A 17,270-nucleotide genomic window follows, 5' to 3' on the forward strand; every position below is an offset into this window, starting at 1 on the left:
ACTCAATTGTCCGTCATGATGGACGCATGGAGCACCATCCCGTTCCCACCACGGTGCTGTGGGACATCGACGGCACCCTCGTGATGAACGCCTCGTCCCCGGGCAACCTCTACCACCTGGCCCTCGAGCGGGCGGTTGGTCGCGACCTCACGCTCCGCGTCGGGCACCAGCACGGCCGGACCGACGCGGGGCTCATCGCCGAGCACGTGCGCGCCCACGCCTTGGAGGACACCCTGATCCCCTCCGTCAGCCGGCACCTGCACGACCTGACCGCAGAGCGGCAGGCCTCCGGCGTCCACCGCAGTCCGGTGCCGGGCGCGAAGGCGCTCCTGACCCGGTTCACCGAACTCGGCTGGCGGAACGGCCTGCTCACCGGCAACTCCGAGTACAGAGCCCGAGTGAAGCTCACGGGCGCCGGGTTCGACCCGGGCGTCTTCGACTGGGTGCACTCGTACTTCGGCGACACCGAGGTCGAACGGGCCGGGGTCACGACGCGCGCCGCGGCCGAGCTCACCGGTACCCGTGCGGTCATCGTCGGCGACACCCCGCGTGACGGCGAAGCAGCCGACGCAGCGGGCATCCCGTTCCTGGCCGTGGCGACGGGCGTCTACGACGTCGATGCGCTCCGGCACACGAACGCCGTGACCGTCGCGCGTGACTGCCAACAGGACGCCGCGCTCATCGAGGACGCGATCGCCGCCCTGCCGCCGCTGCGCTGACGAGCACCACCGCTAGTCGCCGCGCAGCGCCGCCAGGTACTTCTCCGCCATCACCTTCTGCTGCCGCCGCACCATCGGTGCGACCATGCGCCACTTCCGGCTCGCCGGCTGCGAGAACTGCCGGATCTGGAGCCACACCGATCCGTCCGGGGTGCGCTCGACGACGAACGACTCCTCGCCGGAGAGCGGGTGCCCCTCGAGCGTGCCGTACGCGAACCCCTTGCGGTCGTGCTCGTCGATGATCGACACGACACGGACCGGTGCCTGCACGGTCTGCCCGAACGCGTGGATCGTCAGCGTGGCGCTCGTCCCCGCCGTCAGCAGCGGGGTGCCGTCCGGCGCGAACTTCTCGACGCGGGGCGTCCCGATGGACGCCGGCGCGATCGGCACGCCGTCGTCGTCGAAGGTCACCGGGTTGTACCGGACCTCGTCGTCGTCGGGCTGCTCCTCGACGCGGACACGGACGCCGCTGCGCTCCTGGATCTGCCACGTCAGCGCCTGCACCACGGCGGTCTCGAACCGCTGGTCGCCGTGCCCGATCCGCGCGCGCGACTCGGTCGGCGTGAAACCGTCCGGCGGGTAGGTCATGAGGTCCGACGCCTGGGTCGCCCCCACCGCGCCGTACGTCAGGGCGGTCCGGTAGCTCCCGCGGATGCTCATGCCGCCATGCTACTTGGGCGGGACGGTCCGGATCGAACCGATCCGCACTCGGGTCCGGCACGTCGGCGCGGTCAGCGTGCGCCCCGAACTGGAGGCCCGACAACCGTCCGCCTCGCGGCTATCGTCAGCAGGTGCCCCGCCCCACCCCCGCCCGCCCGCGGTCCATCGACCGCCGGGCAGCCGTCCTCGCCGTGCTCGCGCTCGTCGCGTTCGGCGTGGCGGCGACTGCCCGGGTGCTGGTGGACGTCACGACGTCGGCCGCGGCGTCACCCGCTCGGTACGCCACCGTCCCCGTCGCCCCGGAGGCGTGGAACGGCTTCGACACCGCCAACGTCATCGCCGCCGTCGGGGCGAGCTGCGCCGGCGCTGGCGTACTGCTGTTCGGCGCCGCGCTGGTGTCGGCGGTGCGGCGTCAGCGCGGCCGTCGGCTGCCGCTGGCCCTCGGAGTCGTGACGCTCGCGATGGTGGTCGGCGCCGTGGTCGCCGGGGTCGCCTCCGGCGAGCAGACCGACTTCGACGCCGCTGCCCACTGGGCCATCCTGCGGACCGCACTGGCGGGATTGGCCGCAGCGAGCCTCCCGGCCCTCTGCCTGGCCGCCCTGCGGGCTCGCGCCCGCCGTTCCGGCTGACCGCGCGCCGATCCTTCGCGCTCAGCGACACATCACGGCGGTCGCAGCGCGTGGACCGTCGCTCAGCGCGAAACGGCTGCGCGCTACTTCTTCTTCTCTTCGACGTCGCCGGAGAGCGCCGCGATGAAGGCCTCCTGTGGGACCTCGACCCGGCCGATGGTCTTCATGCGCTTCTTGCCCTCCTTCTGCTTCTCGAGGAGCTTGCGCTTGCGCGTGATGTCACCGCCGTAGCACTTCGCCAGGACGTCCTTGCGCATCGCGCGGATGCTCTCGCGGGCGATGATCCGCGCGCCGATGGCCGCCTGGATCGGGACCTCGAACTGCTGCCGCGGGATGAGCTTGCGCAGCCGCTCGGTCATGAGCGTGCCGTACGCGTACGCCTTGTCGCGGTGGACGATAGCGCTGAACGCGTCGACCTGGTCGCCCTGCAGCAGGATGTCGACCTTGACGAGGTCGGCGGCCTGGTCGCCGATGGGCTCGTAGTCGAGCGAGGCGTAACCCTGGGTCTTGCTCTTCAGCTGGTCGAAGAAGTCGAAGACGATCTCGCCGAGGGGCATCTGGTAGCGGATCTCGACGCGGTCCTCGCCGAGGTACTCCATGCCGAGCAGGGAGCCACGGCGCTGCTGGCAGAGCTCCATGATCGCACCGACGTAGTCCTTGGGCGCCAGGATCGCCGCACGGACCATCGGCTCGCGGACCTCGATGATGCGCCCGGTCGGGAACTCGGAGGGGTTGGTGACCTCGGTGACGCTGTTGTCCTCGTTCGTGACCTCGTAGATCACGCTCGGGGCGGTGGTGATGAGGTCGAGGCCGAACTCACGGGACAGCCGCTCGGTGATGATCTCGAGGTGCAGCAGGCCGAGGAACCCGCAGCGGAACCCGAAGCCCAGTGCGACGCTGGTCTCCGGTTCGTACACCAGTGCCGCGTCGGAGAGCTTGAGCTTGTCGAGCGCCTCACGCAGGTCCGGGTAGTCCGAGCCGTCGATCGGGTACAGGCCCGAGAACACCATCGGCTTCGGGTCGGTGTAGCCGGGCAGCGCCTGCGTCGCGGGCTTCTGCGCACTCGTCACGGTGTCGCCGACCTTGGACTGGCGCACGTCCTTCACGCCGGTGATCAGGTAGCCGACCTCGCCGACGGAGAGCCCCTTCGTCGGGTGCGGCTCCGGGCTCGACACCCCGATCTCGAGGATCTCGTGCGTCGACTTGGTCGACATCATCTGGACCTTCTCGCGCGGCGAGATGGAGCCGTCGATCATGCGGATGTAGGTGACGACGCCGCGGTAGCTGTCGTAGACCGAGTCGAAGATCATCGCGCGGGGTGCCGCCTCGGCGTCACCGACGGGTGCCGGCACACGACGGACGACCAGGTCGAGGAGCTCGGGCACGCCGACGCCGGTCTTGCCCGAGACGCGGAGGACGTCCTCCGGCTTGCCGCCGATGAGCTGCGCGAGCTCGGCCGCGTACTTGTCCGGGTCGGCCGCGGGCAGGTCGATCTTGTTGAGGACCGGGATGATCTCGAGGTCGTTCTCGAGCGCCAGGTACAGGTTCGCGAGCGTCTGGGCCTCGATGCCCTGCGCCGCGTCGACGAGCAGGATCGCGCCCTCGCACGCTGCCAGGGAACGGGACACCTCGTACGAGAAGTCGACGTGCCCGGGGGTGTCGATCATGTTCAGCGCGAAGGTCTCACCGTCGAGTTCCCACGGCATGCGCACGGCCTGCGACTTGATCGTGATGCCGCGCTCGCGCTCGATGTCCATGCGGTCGAGGTACTGCGCACGCATCGCGCGGTCCTCGACGATGCCGGTGATCGAGAGCATGCGGTCGGCCAGCGTCGACTTGCCGTGGTCGATGTGCGCGATGATGCAGAAGTTGCGGATCGCGCCGGCCGGGGTCGCGGCGGGCTCGAGCGGCGCAGATGCTTGTGGGCTCACGGTTCCTCAGGTGGGTCGGACGGTCGGCCCAGTCTCCCACGCTTCACCCGCCCTGGAGGCACGGAGCGCGTGGCGCGACGTGCGTCCCGGACGCGGGGCGGGCCTCCAGGCCGGTGGTCGGGTCGGCGGGGCGGGCGGCGGCAGCGCGTCAGACGCTCGCGTGCACCGCTGCCGGCAGCGCGCCGAGGCCGCGCCGCAGGTCGTCCGGGGTGGCGGCGAGGCAGACTCGGATCCAGCCCTCGCCGGTGCGCCCGAAGGCACTGCCGGGCGCCACGGCGACCCGCTCGCGCTGCAGGAACTCGAGCGCCCACTCGGCGACGTCCCCGTCGGAGGCGTGCGACATGTCGATCCACAGGTAGAAGGCCCCGCGCGGGTCGAGGTACCGGATACCGGCGGCGTCGAGCGTCTCCTTCGCGACCGCGAGGTTCGCGCGGTAGTGCTCGCGGGCGTCGCGGACGGCGGAGTGGTCCCCCACGATCGCCGCGAGTGCCGCGTACTGGTCGGGCTCGGCGACGCAGCTGATCATGGCCTCCTGCGTCGTCCGCATCGTCGGGCCGAGGCCCTTCGGCGTCACGAGGTACCCGACCCGCACGCCGGTCATCGCGTAGGTCTTGCTCAGCGAGAACCCCGAGAACACCCGGTCGTCCTCGTCGAGGGCGGCCAGGCTGATGTGGCGGGTGCCGTAGGTGAAGTACTCGTAGACCTCGTCGCTGATGATCCAGAGGTCGTGGCGTTTCGCGAACGCGAGCAGCGCCCGGAGCGTCTCCTCGCCGAAGACGGAGCCCAGCGGGTTCGACGGCGAGTTCACGATCAGGACCCGCGTGTGCTCGGTGACGCTCGCCTCGAGCGCCACGAGGTCCGGCTCGAACCCGTGCTGCGGTTCCAGCCGGTACGGCACCGGCGTCGCCCCGATGATGTGGGCGTTCATCGTGAAGGTCGTGTAGCCGGGGTCCGGCACCAGGACCTCGTCGCCGGGGCTCAGCGTGAGCGTCATCGCCTGGAAGAGTGCCTGTGTCGCCCCGATCGTCATCCAGATCTGCTCGAGGTCGGCCTCGATGCGGTTCTCGCGGCGGAGCTTGTCGCGGACGGCCTCGCGCAGCGGGCCGATGCCGCCGTTCGGGGTGTACCCGGTGCGGTCCTCGGTCCACGCGCGGCGGGCCGCCTCGCCGATGTGCGGCGCCACCGGGACGTCGGGTTCACCGATCACGAGCATCGTGACGGCGGCGCCGCTCGCCTGCAGGAGCGCCGCCTGCTCGAAGACCCGGCGGATGCCGGAGGCGGGCACGGTGTCGATCCGAGGTGCGAGGGAGGGCATGCCGTCACCGTATCCGGTGCGTGTTGCCGCGGCGTCTCGCCGATCAGGCCCGGTTTCGTGCTTTGGTGGCAGCCCTCCGGCCTGGTAGTGTTGGTGGCTGGCTTCCGCGTTCCCCGCCCACGGGTGGAACGCGATGCGACCAAGGGCCCCTCTACCCTGCGGTCGCGCCCACCCGTACGAGACGAAGCAGGAGCATTTCATGGCGAACATCAAGTCGCAGATCAAGCGGATCAAGACCAACCTCAAGGCCACCGAGCGCAACAAGGCCTACAAGTCGGAGCTGAAGACGCACATCCGTCACACCAACGACGCCGTTGCCGCCGGCGACAAGGACAAGGCAGTCGCGGCCCTGGCCGTCGCGACGAAGAAGCTCGACAAGGCAGTGAGCAAGGGTGTCATCCACAAGAACCAGGCCGCGAACCGCAAGTCGGCCATCGCGAAGAAGGTCGCGTCGCTCTGACGCACTGACCCTTCTGGTCCGAAGGCCCCGCACCGTTGGTGCGGGGCCTTCGTCGTGTGCGGGGCCTTCGTCGTGTGCGGAACCTTCGTCGTGTGCGGAACCTTCGTCGTGTGCGGGGGCGCTGCGCTGCGTTCATTTCGTGAGCAGGAACGGTCAGGTCGCGAGGGCGCTCCCGACCATTTCTGCTCACGAAGTGCGCGCTCCAGGCGCGGGACGGCCGGGAGGCGCGACTCGCTTCAGCGGGGCTCGCCGCGCCGGGCGATGGTGCGGACCATGACCTCGAGCGCGTAGTGCGCGTCGCGCGAGCCGCCCTTCACCGCGGTGTCGGCCTCGGCGATGCTGATGATCGCGTTCGCCAACCCGGACTCGCTCCAGCCGGCGACGTCACGCTGGGCGCGCTGCACCTGCCACGGCGCCATGCCGAGCGCCGAGGCCGCCTGCCCGCTCGGCCCGCGGAAGGCACTGACCTTCGCCATCGTGCGGATCTTGCTCGCGAACGCGGCGACGATCGGCACCGGCGCCTCGCCGGTGGCCAGGGCGTGCCGTAGTTCGACGATGGCCGGCGCCGACCTGCCGGCCAGCGCGATGTCGGCCACCTTGAAGGCGTTCGTCTCGACCCGACCGCCGTAGTACTTGTCGACGACCTTGTCGGTGATCTCCTCGGCTTCGTCGGCGAGGAGCTGTCGACACGCCGCCGCGAGCTCCGCCAGGTCGTCCGCGAAGGCCATGACCAGGGTCCGCACGGCCGAGGGCGCGATCCGGCGCCGAGCGGCCCGGAACTCGGCGTTCACGAAGTCGATGCGGTCGGTCTCGCGCTTGAGCTCGTCGCACAGGACCTCGACGCCACCGCCGACGCCGCTGCGGATCGTGTCGAGCAGCTTCTTGCCTCGCACCCCGCCACCGTGCCGGAGCACCAGAGTGACGTCCTCGGCAGGTGCCTGCAGGTACGAGATCGTCTCGGTGATGAAGGCGTCGGTGCACTTCTCGACGTTGGTCACCTGCACGAGCCGGGGCTCGCCGAACAGCGACGGGCTGGCGAGGGTGGCGAGCAGACCGGGGGCGTACTGGTCGGCTTCGAGGTCGTGGACCTCGAGCGCCGGGTCCTCGCCCAGCAGCAGGTCCTTCAGCACGCTGCGGGCGCGGTCGGCCAAGAACGCCTCGGGCCCGGTGACGAGCACGACGGGTGCCGGGCGGATCCCCGACCAGGGCACCTGGTCGATCTTCGCTGCGGCGCGCGCGGGCTTCTTGGCAGCCATGTGGTCCTTCCGGTGGTGCCGGCCCGGACGGTGCCGGGTCGAGTCGTGCACCGACGATCCTACGGGCGGCCGCCGACGACGAGCGCTCCGTCCACACCCGCACGGCATCGGTGCCGGACCGGGCGAGCACCACCGTGCCGTGCTCGTCGGTGCGGTACGGCACGGTGCCCGCGGCGTCGAGCATGCGGAGCGCAGACCGGGTCGGGTGTCCGTACGTGTTGTCCGCCCCGACGCCGATGAGTCCCACCGGTGCCGCGAGCTGCCGGTAGAGGTCGGGGTCCTGGTCCGCCGAACCGTGGTGGGACACCTTGACGAGGTCGACCGAACCCGTCGGCAACCCTCCGCTGCCGCGGACACGGCGCTGCGACGACTCCCCCAGGTCGCCGAGGAACACCCCGGTCAGGCAGGTGGCGCACGACTGCCCCGGAGCCGGCCCCGTCACGAGCACGATGCTCGCGTCGTTGCCGGCGTCACGGGCCCCGGACGGCGGCCAGAGCACCCGCCAGCCGAGCGGCCCGAGCCTGCCAGCGGTGCGGTCGTCGGCCTGTCGGACGTCGACGCCGGAGCGCTGCAGCTCCTCGACGACCCGGCCGTCCGACGCCCGGCCGACGGGACCGACCAGGGCGGTGTCGACGATGCGGGAAACCGCTCCCACGGCACCGACGTGGTCGCGGTCGAAGTGTGTCAGGACGAGCAGGTCGATCCGCGTGATCCCGAGCAGGCCGAGGCAGGCCCGGAGCCGTTCCTCGTCGTCCCCGGCGTCGACGAGTGCCACCGACGCTCCGCCCCGGATCAGCACGGCGTCCCCCTGCCCGACGTCGCACGCGGCGACCGACCAGTCGCCCGGCAGCGACCCCCGGACCACGAGCACCGGCACGGTGACCGCTGCGATGCCGACCACGACCACCACCCCCGCGGCGAGCAGCAGCCGGACCCGGATCGCACGCGGGACCAGGATCGCGGTCGCGAGGCACCCGCTGACCAGCACGGCGGCGACGACGCCGACGGTGCCGCCCGGCCAGGGTACCGAGGCGTACGGCAACGCGGCGGCCGCGTGCGCGATGCCCCCGACCGCCGTCGCCGGGACCCACGCGACCGCGGCGAGCAACGATGCGCCGCCCGGCCACAGCGGCGCGATGACACAGGCGCCGAGGCCGACCACCGTGACGACGGGTGCCAGGGGCTCCGCGAGCAGGTTCGCCGGGACCGCGTAGGTCGGCAACGCTGCGGACAGCGGGATCGTCACCGGCCAGCACGCGATCTGCGCCGCGACGGGCACCGCGAGCGCGGCTGCCACCGGCGTCCAGAGGCGGCGGGCGAGCAGTGCCGTCAACGGCGGGCCGAGCACCACGATCCCGCTCGTGGCGAGGACCGACAGTGCGAACGCGAACGACCGGGCGAACCAGGGGTCCACGACGAGCATGCCGACGGCGGCGAGGGCGATGAGCGGCACACCGCGCACGGGTCGGCCGACCAGGTGCACGACGAGCACCACGATCGCCATCACCGTCGCCCGGACGATCGAGGGGTCGGGTCGGACGAGCACGACGAACACGAGGAGCACGGCGACGGCCAGCGCCGCCCGGGTGCCGCGCCCCAGACCGCACGCGCGCCCGAGGACGACCACGAGCCCGACCACCACTGCACAGTTGGCCCCGGACACCGCCGTCAGGTGCGTCAGCGCCGAGGTCTCCATCGCCGCCTCGGTCGCGGGGTCGAGGCCCGACCGGTCTCCGATCGCCAGCCCGCGCAGCAGTGCTGCGCCGGGCTGCGGCAGGTCGGCCGTCGCCCGCACGAAGGCCTGCCGCGCGGAGTCGGTCGCTCCGAGCAGTCCTCGGGGAGGCACGGCGGACGGAGCGCCTCGCAGGAACGCCACGAAGGCGGTCGCCGACCCCGGCTCGTCTGTCCGCAGCGCGACGGTCGCGGTCACACGTGCTCCCGCGGGCAGCACTCGCTGGGGCTCGTCGTCGTGCAGCGGCGGGACGAGCCGGACCGGGACCCGGAGCCCGACGACCCCGTCCACCCGCACCAGCCGTGCGACGACGGACCGGTCGCCGGGCACCAGGTCGCGCTGCAGGATGGCCTCTGCCTCGACGCGCGCCGAACCACCGTCCGGACCCTGCCCGGACACGAGCGCGCGCACCGACTCGGGTGCTCGGCGGGTCTCCCCCACGGCGACCGCCACCGCGAGCAGGGCCACCAGGGTCGCCGCGACGAGCACGAGTCCCGCGACGACCGCGAGGGCCAGGTGCCGACACCGGCGCCACCCGAGCAGGACCCCGCTCGCCCCCGCCAGCACCGCGGCGACGATCCCGACGACCGGCGCCGCTCCGGGCACCCCGACGAGCACGGCGGTCACGATCCACGCCACGACCACCGGCACCGCCACCCGCAGGTCGGTCGCGCTCGGGGCGAGGTGCACGGGACCCCCTCAGACCCGTACGCGTTCACGGAGCTCGGCGAACCGGACGTCCCCGATCCCGCTGACGTCGAGCAGGTCCTCGACCGCGGCGAACCGGCCGTGCTCGTCGCGCCAGGCGAGGATCCGGCCGGCGAGCCCCGGTCCGATGCCGGGAAGCGTCTCGAGTGCGGTCTGGTCAGCGGTGTTCAGGTCGACCACGGCCGACCCCGCCGGGGCGGTGACTGGTCCCTCGCCGGTACCGGCCCCGCCGGCAGCACCAGGACCGGCACCGTCGCCCGTGACGGGACCGAGGGATTCGGGGACGTCTTCCTCCCCCACCCGCGGCACGTACAGCCGTTCTCCGTCCGTCAACACCCGAGCCAGGTTCAGCCGGTCGAGGTCCGCGTCCTCGGTCGCCCCGCCCGCCCGCTCGATCGCATCAGCGACACGACCGGACCCCGCGAGCGAGACGAGCCCGGCCCGCCGCACCGCCCCGAGCACGTGGACGACGACCCGCTCGTCCCCCGCGCCGGCCACGGCCGCACCAGATGCCGGAGGCGACGCAGCACCGGACGGACCAGCTCCAGCACCCGCACCACCGGCACCACCAGCACCAGCCGTCGGCGCACCGCGCACGACGACGCCCCCGGCACCCCCGCCACCGTCGGCCCCCATCAGGGAACCGACCAACACCACGACGACCGCGGCCACCACCACGATCCCTGCCAGCACCACGGCAGCGCGCGGTGACAGTGTCAGACGAGACCACCAGGGTCCGGGAGACGACGGTGACGACATGCCCGAACGCTACGGAGCCCGGCCGCTCGCCCGGGCTCCGGAGGTCACACCTGTGGAGGAGTGCTGCACACTCCACCCTGTGGAGGGAAGCCCCCGCTACCCCTTGATCGCGATGTTGACGAGCTTCGGCGCCCGCACGATCACCTTCACGATCTCGCGGTCCCCGATGTAGCGCTGCACGTTCGCCGAGGAGCGCGCGAGCTGCTCGAGCTCGTCCGGCTCGATCGACTTCGACACCTCGAACGAGTCGCGCACCTTGCCGTTGACCTGCACGACGGCCGTCAGGGTCTCCTGCACGAGCAGCGTCGGGTCGGCCTTCCGCCAGCCGTACGTGGCGACGGTTGCCTCGTAGCCCAGCTTCTCCCACATCTCCTCGCCGGTGTACGGCGCGAAGACGCTCAGCCCGAGCGCGATGGTCTCGACGGCCTCACGCACGGCGGGGTCACCGGCGCCCGGGCCGCTGTCGATCGCCTTGCGGGTGACGTTGACCAGGTCCATCAGCCGCGCGATCACGACGTTGAACTTGAACGACTCCATCATCCCGGGGGCGTCGGCGAGGAACCGGTGGGTGACCTGGCGGAGTGCCCGGTCGCCGTCGGCCCACACGGCGTCGCGCGAGGACGTGACGTCGAGCGCCAGACGGTACGCGCGGGCCAGGAACCGAGCCGAGGCGGACGGGGAGACGTCCTCCCAGTTGATGTCGTCCTCGGGCGGACCGGCGAAGCCCATCACCAGGCGGATGGCGTCGACACCGTTGGCGTCGAGCTCGTCGCCGAGTGAGACACCACCCTTCGACTTCGACATCTTCGATCCGCCGGACAGCACCATGCCCTGGTTGAGCAGCGCCGAGAACGGCTCGGTGAAGTCGAGGTAGCCGAGGTCGAACAGGACCTTCGTGACGAAGCGGGCGTACAGCAGGTGCAGGATCGCGTGCTCGATGCCGCCGATGTACTGGTCGACCGGAGCCCAGCGGCGCGCAGCGGCCGGGTCGAACGCCTGGGTGTCGTCGTTCGCCGACAGGAAGCGCAGGAAGTACCACGACGAGTCCACGAAGGTGTCCATCGTGTCGGTGTCGCGGAGCGCCGGGGTGCCGTCGACCGGGTTCGGGACGTTGACCCAGTCCGTCGCTCCGCCGAGCGGCGAGGTGCCCTTCGGCTTGAGGTCGAGGCCCTCGGTGTCCGGCAGCACGATCGGCAGTTGGTCCTCCGGCACCGGGTGCTCCGTGCCGTCGGCGCCGTGGATGATCGGGATCGGCGTGCCCCAGAAGCGCTGGCGCGAGATGAGCCAGTCGCGCAGGCGGTAGGTCTTCGCTGCTCGGCCGGTCCCGCGCTCCTGGAGCAGCGAGATCGCGGCGGTGATGGCGTGCTGCTTCGACATGCCGTCGAGCGGCCCGGAGTTGATCATCCGGCCCTGGCCCGTCAGCGCCTCGCCCGTGGCGACGGGGTCGAGGGTGGGCACGTCGAAGTCCTCGATCGTGGCGCCCTCGGGGATCACCGGGATCGCGCCGGTGACGGCGGCGTTCGTGTCGACGACGACCTTCACCGGCAGGTCGAAGGCACGCGCGAAGTCGAGGTCGCGCTGGTCGTGCGCCGGGACCGCCATGACGGCACCGTGGCCGTAGTCGGCGAGCACGTAGTCGGCGGCCCAGATCGGCAGCCGCTCCCCTGTCAGCGGGTGGATGGCGAACCGTCCGAGCGGCACGCCGGTCTTCGGACGGTCGGCGTTCTGCCGATCGATCTCGGAGGTCTTCTGCGTCGCAGTCAGGTACGAGTCGAACGCAGCGCGCACGTCGGACGGAACCGAGTCAGCAGCAACGAGCGACGCCGCCAGGTCGGAGTCCGGCGCGACGACCAGGAACGTGACCCCGTGGATCGTGTCCGGACGTGTGGTGAAGACCGTGACGGGCTCGTCGCGACCCTCGATCACGAAGTCGACGTCGGCGCCCACCGAGCGGCCGATCCAGTTGCGCTGCTGCGCGATGACCTTCGCAGGCCACCGCCCCTCGAGCTGGTTCAGGTCGTCGAGCAGACGGTCGGCGTACTCGGTGATCTTGAAGTACCACTGCGTGAGCTTCTTCTTCACGACGACGGCACCGGAGCGGTCCGAGGTGCCGTCGGGCAGGACCTGCTCGTTCGCGAGCACGGTCTGGTCCACCGGGTCCCAGTTGACCCAGCTGTCCTTCCGGTACGCCAGGCCCTTCTCGTACATCTTCAGGAACAGCCACTGGTTCCACTTGTAGTACTCGGGGTCCGAGGTGTGGATCTCGGTGGTCCAGTCGAACGACGGCGCGTAGCGCTTGAAGGACGCCTTCTGCTGCTCGATGTTCGCGTAGGTCCAGTCCTTCGGGTCCACCCCGCGCTTGATCGCCGCGTTCTCCGCGGGCAGGCCGAAGGAGTCCCAGCCGATCGGGTGCAGCACGTTGAAGCCCTGCTGGCGCCAGTAGCGCGCCACGAAGTCGCCGAGGGCCCAGTTCTCGGCGTGCCCCATGTGGAGATCGCCCGACGGGTACGGGAACATCTCGAGGATGTACTTGCGCGGACGCGTGTCGTCGAGGTCGGTGGTGAAGAGCCCGAGCGCTTCCCAGCGGGGCTGCCACTTCTCCTGGATACGACGGAAGTCGTAGGCGTTCGGGTCCTCGGCGTGCTGGTCGGTGGTCACGGTCGTCAACGATACAAGCCGGGAGGCCCGTCCCGCGTCCGTGCGTCGGCTCACCCGATGAGCAGGCGTCCGTCCCGCATCCGCAGGGTGCGGTCGACCAGGTCCGTCGCGACCGGCACGTGCGACACGATCACGACGGTCCGGCCCGCCGCGCGGGCGGTCGTGACGAGGTCGCGGAGCACCGCGTCGCCGAGGTCCGGGTCCACGTCGGCGGTCGGTTCGTCGAGCACGAGCACCGGGAACGCGTGCAGCAGCGCGCGGGCCAGGGCGAGCCGGTGCGCCTGGCCGCCGGACACGAGCACGCCACGCTCTCCCACGGAGGCGTCGAGTCCTCCCCGTCGGACCACCCACTCGCCCAGCCCGACCCGGTCGAGGACGGCGAGCAGTTCGCCGTCGGTCGCGGTCTCGCAGGCGAAGAGCAGGTTCTGCCGCACCGACTGGTCGAACACGAACGGGTCCTGCTCGATGAGCCCGACGCGGGCACGGACCGCGTCGGGGTGCATGTCCTTCGCCTCGACTCCGTCGAGCCTGTACGAGCCCTCGTGGTCGACGAACCGGACCAGCGCGTCGACGAGGGTCGACTTGCCAGCGCCGCTCGGGCCCTCGAGCACGACGACCTCGCCGGGGAGCAGGTCGAGCGAGACACGGTCGACCGCGGGCTCGTCGGCCCCCGGCCAGCGGACGGTGAGGTCGCGCAGGGCGACCGTGACAGGACCGTCGATCACGAGCGCGGCCGGGTCGGCGTCCTCAGCGGGCTCCGGCACGATGCCGGTGGGCACGTCGGCGGGTACGACCTGCTCGACACGGTCGGCGGCGGCCCGGACGCGGCGGAGCGTGAGGACGGCGAGCGGGACGGTCCCGATGACCTCGAACAGGGCGAGCGGCACGAAGACCGTGAGCGCCCAGAGCGGCCCGTCGAGCACGCCCGAGACGACAGGTGGTGCACCGACGGCGAGGATCCCGATGACCGATCCGCCGCCGACGAGCCCGACGAGGGCCCCGACGAGCGACTCGACCGCGCCACGGCGCCGGACCGCGCGGGTCACACCGTCGTCGAGCCGGGCGATGTGCGCGAGGCGCTCGTCGAGCGTGCCGTACGCGGCGAAGACGTCGAGCGTCCGGACGGTGTCGAGCACCAGGTCGGCGACCCGGCCACGGTCGGCAGCGGTCTCGCGGTCGGAACGCGCGGCGATCGACAGGGTGACGACGGACCCGACCAGCGCCGCGACCACCAGTGCGCCGACCAGCACGAGCGCCGCCGGGACGGACACGAACGCCACGGCGACGACGGACAGCACCGAGACGACCCCGGCGGAGACCAGCGGACCGACCACGCGGATCGGCAGGTCCTGCAGTCGGTCCGTGTCCGTCACGAGCCGTGTCATCAGGTCGCCCCGCCCGGTCCGGCCGAGCCCGGCGGGCGCCACGGAGGCGAGCCGTCGGTACATCTCGGTCCGCACCACGGCGAGCTGGCGGAACGAGGCGTCGTGCCCGGTGAGCCGGTCGACGTAGCGCAGTGCCGCTCGCCCGAGGGCGAACGCCCGCACGCCGACCATGACGAGCGTCAGGTACAGGATCGGCGGGTGCTCCGCCGCTCGGGTGATCAGGTACCCGCTCGCAGCGAGCAGCGCCACCGCGCAGACGGTGCTGAGCGATCCGGCGGCGACCGCCTTCGCCCAACCCGACCCGCGTGGCATCGCGAGCCGCATGACGGACGCACGACGCGCCTCCCGGCTCATGCGCGCACCCACGTCCGCACAGTGGCGGACCCGTCAGCACCGATGTCCACCCGGACGTCACCAGCGGCGACGACCGCCGGTCGGTGGCTCGCGACCACGACGACGGCACCGTCGGCTGCCAGAGCGCGGACCGCCTCGATGACGCGCGCCTCGGCATCGGCGTCGAGGGCCGACGTCGGTTCGTCGAGCAGCACGAGCGGTGTGGCGACGCGGCGCGCCCGGTACAGCGCACGTGCGACCGCGACGCGCTGCGCCTGGCCGCCGGACAGGCCGCTGCCGCCGGCGCCGACCGGGAGGCCCGGGTCCAGTCCCAGCCCCGCGTCACGCAAGGCGCTCCGCACGTCGGTGTCGTCGGGGGTCGCGCTGAGCGCGACGTTCTCGGCGACGGTGCCGCGCACCAGGCGCGGACGCTGGTCGGCCCAGGTGGTGCGCTCGGCCCGGGTCGCGCCCGCGGGTCCGGGCACGACCACCTGGCCGTCGTGCGGCAGCATCCCGCGGAGCGCAGCGATGATGCTCGACTTGCCGGAGCCGCTCGGACCGGCGAGCACGACGACCGTGCCGGGCTCGGCGTGCAGGTCGAACGGCCCGATCACGACGTCGGGCCGGCGGACGGTGAGGCGCCGCACGACCAGCGCGCGGGCCGCGGCGGCGGCGGTGCTCGCGCGGTCGTCGTCGATGTCGATTTCCGCGGGGGTGCTGCTGCCGGTGCGCGGGTCGGTGGCGTCGTCGGCGAGGACGTCCAGCACTGCGGCCGACGCCTCCACGCCGTCCTGCGCGGCGTGGAAGTCGGCGCCGACCTGGCGGATGGGGGCGAAGGCCTCCGGGGCGAGGACGAGCACGAACATCGCGGCGCCGAGCCCGAGCGACCCGTCGACCAGCCGGATGCCGATCGCGACGGCGACGAGTGCGACGGACAGGCTCGCGGCGAGCTCGAGAGCGAAGCCGCTCACGAACGACAGGCGGAGCACACCGAGGGTCCCGCGCCGGTACTCGTCCGTGACCGTCCCGATCCGACCGACCTGCCGGCGGGCGCGGCCGAACACCTTGAGCGTCGCGAGCCCCTCGACCGCCTCGAGGAAGGCGCCGCCGAGCCGGGCCAGCGCGTCCGACTGCTTCCGCTGCAGCGCCTGCGTCGCCAGGCCGATGAGGATCATGAAGACCGGGATGACCGGCAGGGCGAGCAGGATGATGAGCCCGCTCGTCAGGTCGCCGAGCCCGATCGCGACCAGGAGCACCGGTGTCGCGGTCGCCGTGAGCGCGAACTGCGGCAGGTACCGGCCGAAGTACGCGTCGAGTGCGTCGAGCCCGGGGCCGAGCGTGGTGGCGAAGCCCGCGCTCGACCTGCCGGCCAGCCACGACGGCCCCCGCTCCGCCGCACGGGCGAGCACCGTCGTACGCATCTCGCTCTTGACCTTCGCCGCGGCGCGGGCCGCCAGGTCGTCGGTGGCCCACGCTGCGACGGCGCGGAGGACGAATGCTCCCCCGAGCAGCGCGAGGGTCTGCCCGAGGGCGGACGGAACGCTGCCGACCCGGACCGCGTCCACCCCGAGGGTGACGGCCGCGGCGATCCCCCACGCGATCGCGATGGTCGCGACGGTGCGGAGGACGCCGGCGCCTGCAGCCGCGACGATGAAGCCGCGCGCTGTCCGGGACAGCCGCAGGAGTCGCGGGTCGAGTGGCTTCATCGTCGTCGCCTAGTGGGCGGCCTGGGTGACCTGGGCGCGGGAGACGCGTTTGCGGAACACCCAGTAGGTCCAGGCCTGGTAGGCGAAGACGAGGGGGACGAAGACCAATGCGACCCAGCTCATCACGGTGAGCGTGTAGGACCCGGACGAGGCGTTGTACACCGTCAGGCTGTTCGCGGCGTCGTTGGAGGCGGGCATGACGTCGGGGAAGATCGCGGTGAACATCGCGAGCACGATCGCGGCGATGGTGATCGCCATGAGGGTGAACGCCCGGCCTTCCCTGCCCCAGGTGTTGCAGAGCACGGCGAGCACGAGTGCCAGGGCCGCGACGACCGACAGCACGAGGGATGCCGGTGTGGCACGGACGAACGCCATCGACACCAGGAAGGTGGCGCCCACGAGGACGGTCACGATGCCGGCCCGGGTCGCCAGGCGCTTCGCGCGGACGCGGATCTCGCCCTCGGTCTTCAGCGCGACGAACACGACGCCGTGGGTGAAGAACACCAGCAGGGTCGCGGCTCCGGTGAGCAGGGCGAACGGGTTGAGCAGGTCGAACAGGGTGCCGGTGTAGTTGTGGCCGCTGTCCATGGGGATGCCGCGGACGACGTTGCCGAACGCGACGCCCCACAGGAACGACGGCACAGCGCTGCCGACGATGATCATCAGGTCGAAGCGGCGTTTCCACTCGAGGTGCTTGTTCTGGTGCCGGTACTCGAACGAGACCCCGCGGGCGATGAGTGCGGCGAGGATGAGCAGCAGCGCCAGGTAGAAGCCGGAGAACATCGTGGCGTACCACTCGGGGAACGCGGCGAACAGGCAGGCGCCGGCGACGATGACCCAGGTCTCGTTGAGGTCCCAGACCGGGCCGATGGTGTTGATCAGGACGCGGCGGTCGGTGTCGTCCTTGCCGAGGAAGGGCAGGGACATGCCGACACCGAAGTCGAATCCGTCGAGGACGAAGTAGCCGACGAAGAACACTCCGACGATCGCGAACCACAGAACGGGGAGATCCATCAGGC

Annotated in this window: 12 protein-coding genes and 1 pseudogene; 3 read left to right on the forward strand and 10 right to left on the reverse strand. The window is 71.7% G+C overall.

Annotated features, from left to right (window positions below):
• The first annotated feature begins 26 nt into the window (after positions 1-26).
• Positions 27-719, forward strand: a complete 693-nt coding sequence (locus tag ITJ56_RS11745; RefSeq protein WP_194630798.1) for an HAD family hydrolase — start codon at positions 27-29, stop codon at positions 717-719.
• Between the two features lie 12 nt (positions 720-731).
• On the opposite strand, the gene ITJ56_RS11750 is transcribed toward ITJ56_RS11745, so the two are convergent.
• Entirely contained in the window at positions 732-1,379 is a 648-nt protein-coding gene (locus tag ITJ56_RS11750) for a DUF1990 family protein (protein WP_194630799.1), read from the reverse strand.
• Positions 1,380-1,510: 131 nt separating this feature from the next.
• Between ITJ56_RS11750 and ITJ56_RS11755 the strand changes: the two genes are divergently transcribed.
• Positions 1,511-2,008, forward strand: coding sequence for a hypothetical protein (locus ITJ56_RS11755; protein ID WP_194630800.1), 498 nt, complete (start codon positions 1,511-1,513; stop codon positions 2,006-2,008).
• 83 nt (positions 2,009-2,091) lie between these two features.
• On the opposite strand, the gene lepA is transcribed toward ITJ56_RS11755, so the two are convergent.
• Both lepA and ITJ56_RS11765 read right to left on the reverse strand, forming a co-directional pair.
• Complete coding sequence (gene lepA, locus ITJ56_RS11760) at positions 2,092-3,939, reverse strand: translation elongation factor 4 (protein ID WP_194630801.1); 1,848 nt, start codon at positions 3,937-3,939, stop codon at positions 2,092-2,094.
• A gap of 148 nt (positions 3,940-4,087) precedes the next feature.
• Positions 4,088-5,254 carry a pyridoxal phosphate-dependent aminotransferase gene (locus ITJ56_RS11765; protein ID WP_194630802.1) on the reverse strand — a complete coding sequence of 389 codons (1,167 nt, stop codon included), beginning with the start codon at positions 5,252-5,254 and terminating at the stop codon, positions 4,088-4,090.
• A gap of 199 nt (positions 5,255-5,453) precedes the next feature.
• Between ITJ56_RS11765 and rpsT the strand changes: the two genes are divergently transcribed.
• Complete coding sequence (rpsT, locus tag ITJ56_RS11770) at positions 5,454-5,714, forward strand: 30S ribosomal protein S20 (RefSeq protein WP_194630803.1); 261 nt, start codon at positions 5,454-5,456, stop codon at positions 5,712-5,714.
• Positions 5,715-5,950: 236 nt separating this feature from the next.
• Here rpsT and holA read toward each other — a convergent pair whose 3' ends face one another.
• From holA to cydB, 7 genes and pseudogenes are all read right to left on the reverse strand, one after another.
• Complete coding sequence (gene holA / locus ITJ56_RS11775) at positions 5,951-6,970, reverse strand: DNA polymerase III subunit delta (protein ID WP_194630879.1); 1,020 nt, start codon at positions 6,968-6,970, stop codon at positions 5,951-5,953.
• Between the two features lie 547 nt (positions 6,971-7,517).
• A pseudogene (locus ITJ56_RS19120) lies at positions 7,518-8,666 on the reverse strand (ComEC/Rec2 family competence protein); the annotation flags it as partial.
• 735 nt (positions 8,667-9,401) lie between these two features.
• Positions 9,402-10,169, reverse strand: coding sequence for a helix-hairpin-helix domain-containing protein (locus ITJ56_RS11785; RefSeq protein WP_194630804.1), 768 nt, complete (start codon positions 10,167-10,169; stop codon positions 9,402-9,404).
• A gap of 96 nt (positions 10,170-10,265) precedes the next feature.
• A complete protein-coding gene (leuS, locus tag ITJ56_RS11790; RefSeq protein ID WP_194630805.1) occupies positions 10,266-12,827 on the reverse strand; it encodes a leucine--tRNA ligase in 2,562 nt (853 codons plus the stop codon).
• A gap of 50 nt (positions 12,828-12,877) precedes the next feature.
• Positions 12,878-14,566, reverse strand: a complete 1,689-nt coding sequence (cydC, locus tag ITJ56_RS11795; RefSeq protein WP_194630806.1) for a thiol reductant ABC exporter subunit CydC — start codon at positions 14,564-14,566, stop codon at positions 12,878-12,880.
• Positions 14,563-16,251: a thiol reductant ABC exporter subunit CydD gene (cydD, locus tag ITJ56_RS11800; RefSeq protein WP_194630807.1), complete on the reverse strand. Its 1,689-nt coding sequence runs from the start codon at positions 16,249-16,251 to the stop codon at positions 14,563-14,565. The genes cydC and cydD overlap by 4 nt, the downstream gene beginning before the upstream one ends.
• Positions 16,252-16,260: 9 nt before the next feature.
• The gene (gene cydB / locus ITJ56_RS11805; protein ID WP_194630808.1) at positions 16,261-17,265 is read right to left on the reverse strand and encodes a cytochrome d ubiquinol oxidase subunit II; all 1,005 of its coding nucleotides are present in this window, start codon (positions 17,263-17,265) and stop codon (positions 16,261-16,263) included.
• Positions 17,266-17,270: the final 5 nt, after the last annotated feature.

It is taken from the genome of Curtobacterium sp. VKM Ac-1376, from assembly GCF_015351025.1.
Lineage (GTDB): Bacteria > Actinomycetota > Actinomycetes > Actinomycetales > Microbacteriaceae > Curtobacterium.

Bases quoted from the DNA above. Each gene is read 5' to 3' on its own strand.
- ITJ56_RS11745 (WP_194630798.1), top strand. From the start codon at position 27: ATGGAGCACCATCCCGTTCCCACCACGGTGCTGTGGGACATCGACGGC.
- ITJ56_RS11750 (WP_194630799.1), bottom strand. From the start codon at position 1,379: ATGAGCATCCGCGGGAGCTACCGGACCGCCCTGACGTACGGCGCGGTG.
- ITJ56_RS11765 (WP_194630802.1), bottom strand. From the start codon at position 5,254: ATGCCCTCCCTCGCACCTCGGATCGACACCGTGCCCGCCTCCGGCATC.
- rpsT (WP_194630803.1), top strand. From the start codon at position 5,454: ATGGCGAACATCAAGTCGCAGATCAAGCGGATCAAGACCAACCTCAAG.
- holA (WP_194630879.1), bottom strand. From the start codon at position 6,970: ATGGCTGCCAAGAAGCCCGCGCGCGCCGCAGCGAAGATCGACCAGGTG.
- ITJ56_RS11785 (WP_194630804.1), bottom strand. From the start codon at position 10,169: ATGTCGTCACCGTCGTCTCCCGGACCCTGGTGGTCTCGTCTGACACTG.
- cydC (WP_194630806.1), bottom strand. From the start codon at position 14,566: ATGAGCCGGGAGGCGCGTCGTGCGTCCGTCATGCGGCTCGCGATGCCA.
- cydD (WP_194630807.1), bottom strand. From the start codon at position 16,251: ATGAAGCCACTCGACCCGCGACTCCTGCGGCTGTCCCGGACAGCGCGC.
- cydB (WP_194630808.1), bottom strand. From the start codon at position 17,265: ATGGATCTCCCCGTTCTGTGGTTCGCGATCGTCGGAGTGTTCTTCGTC.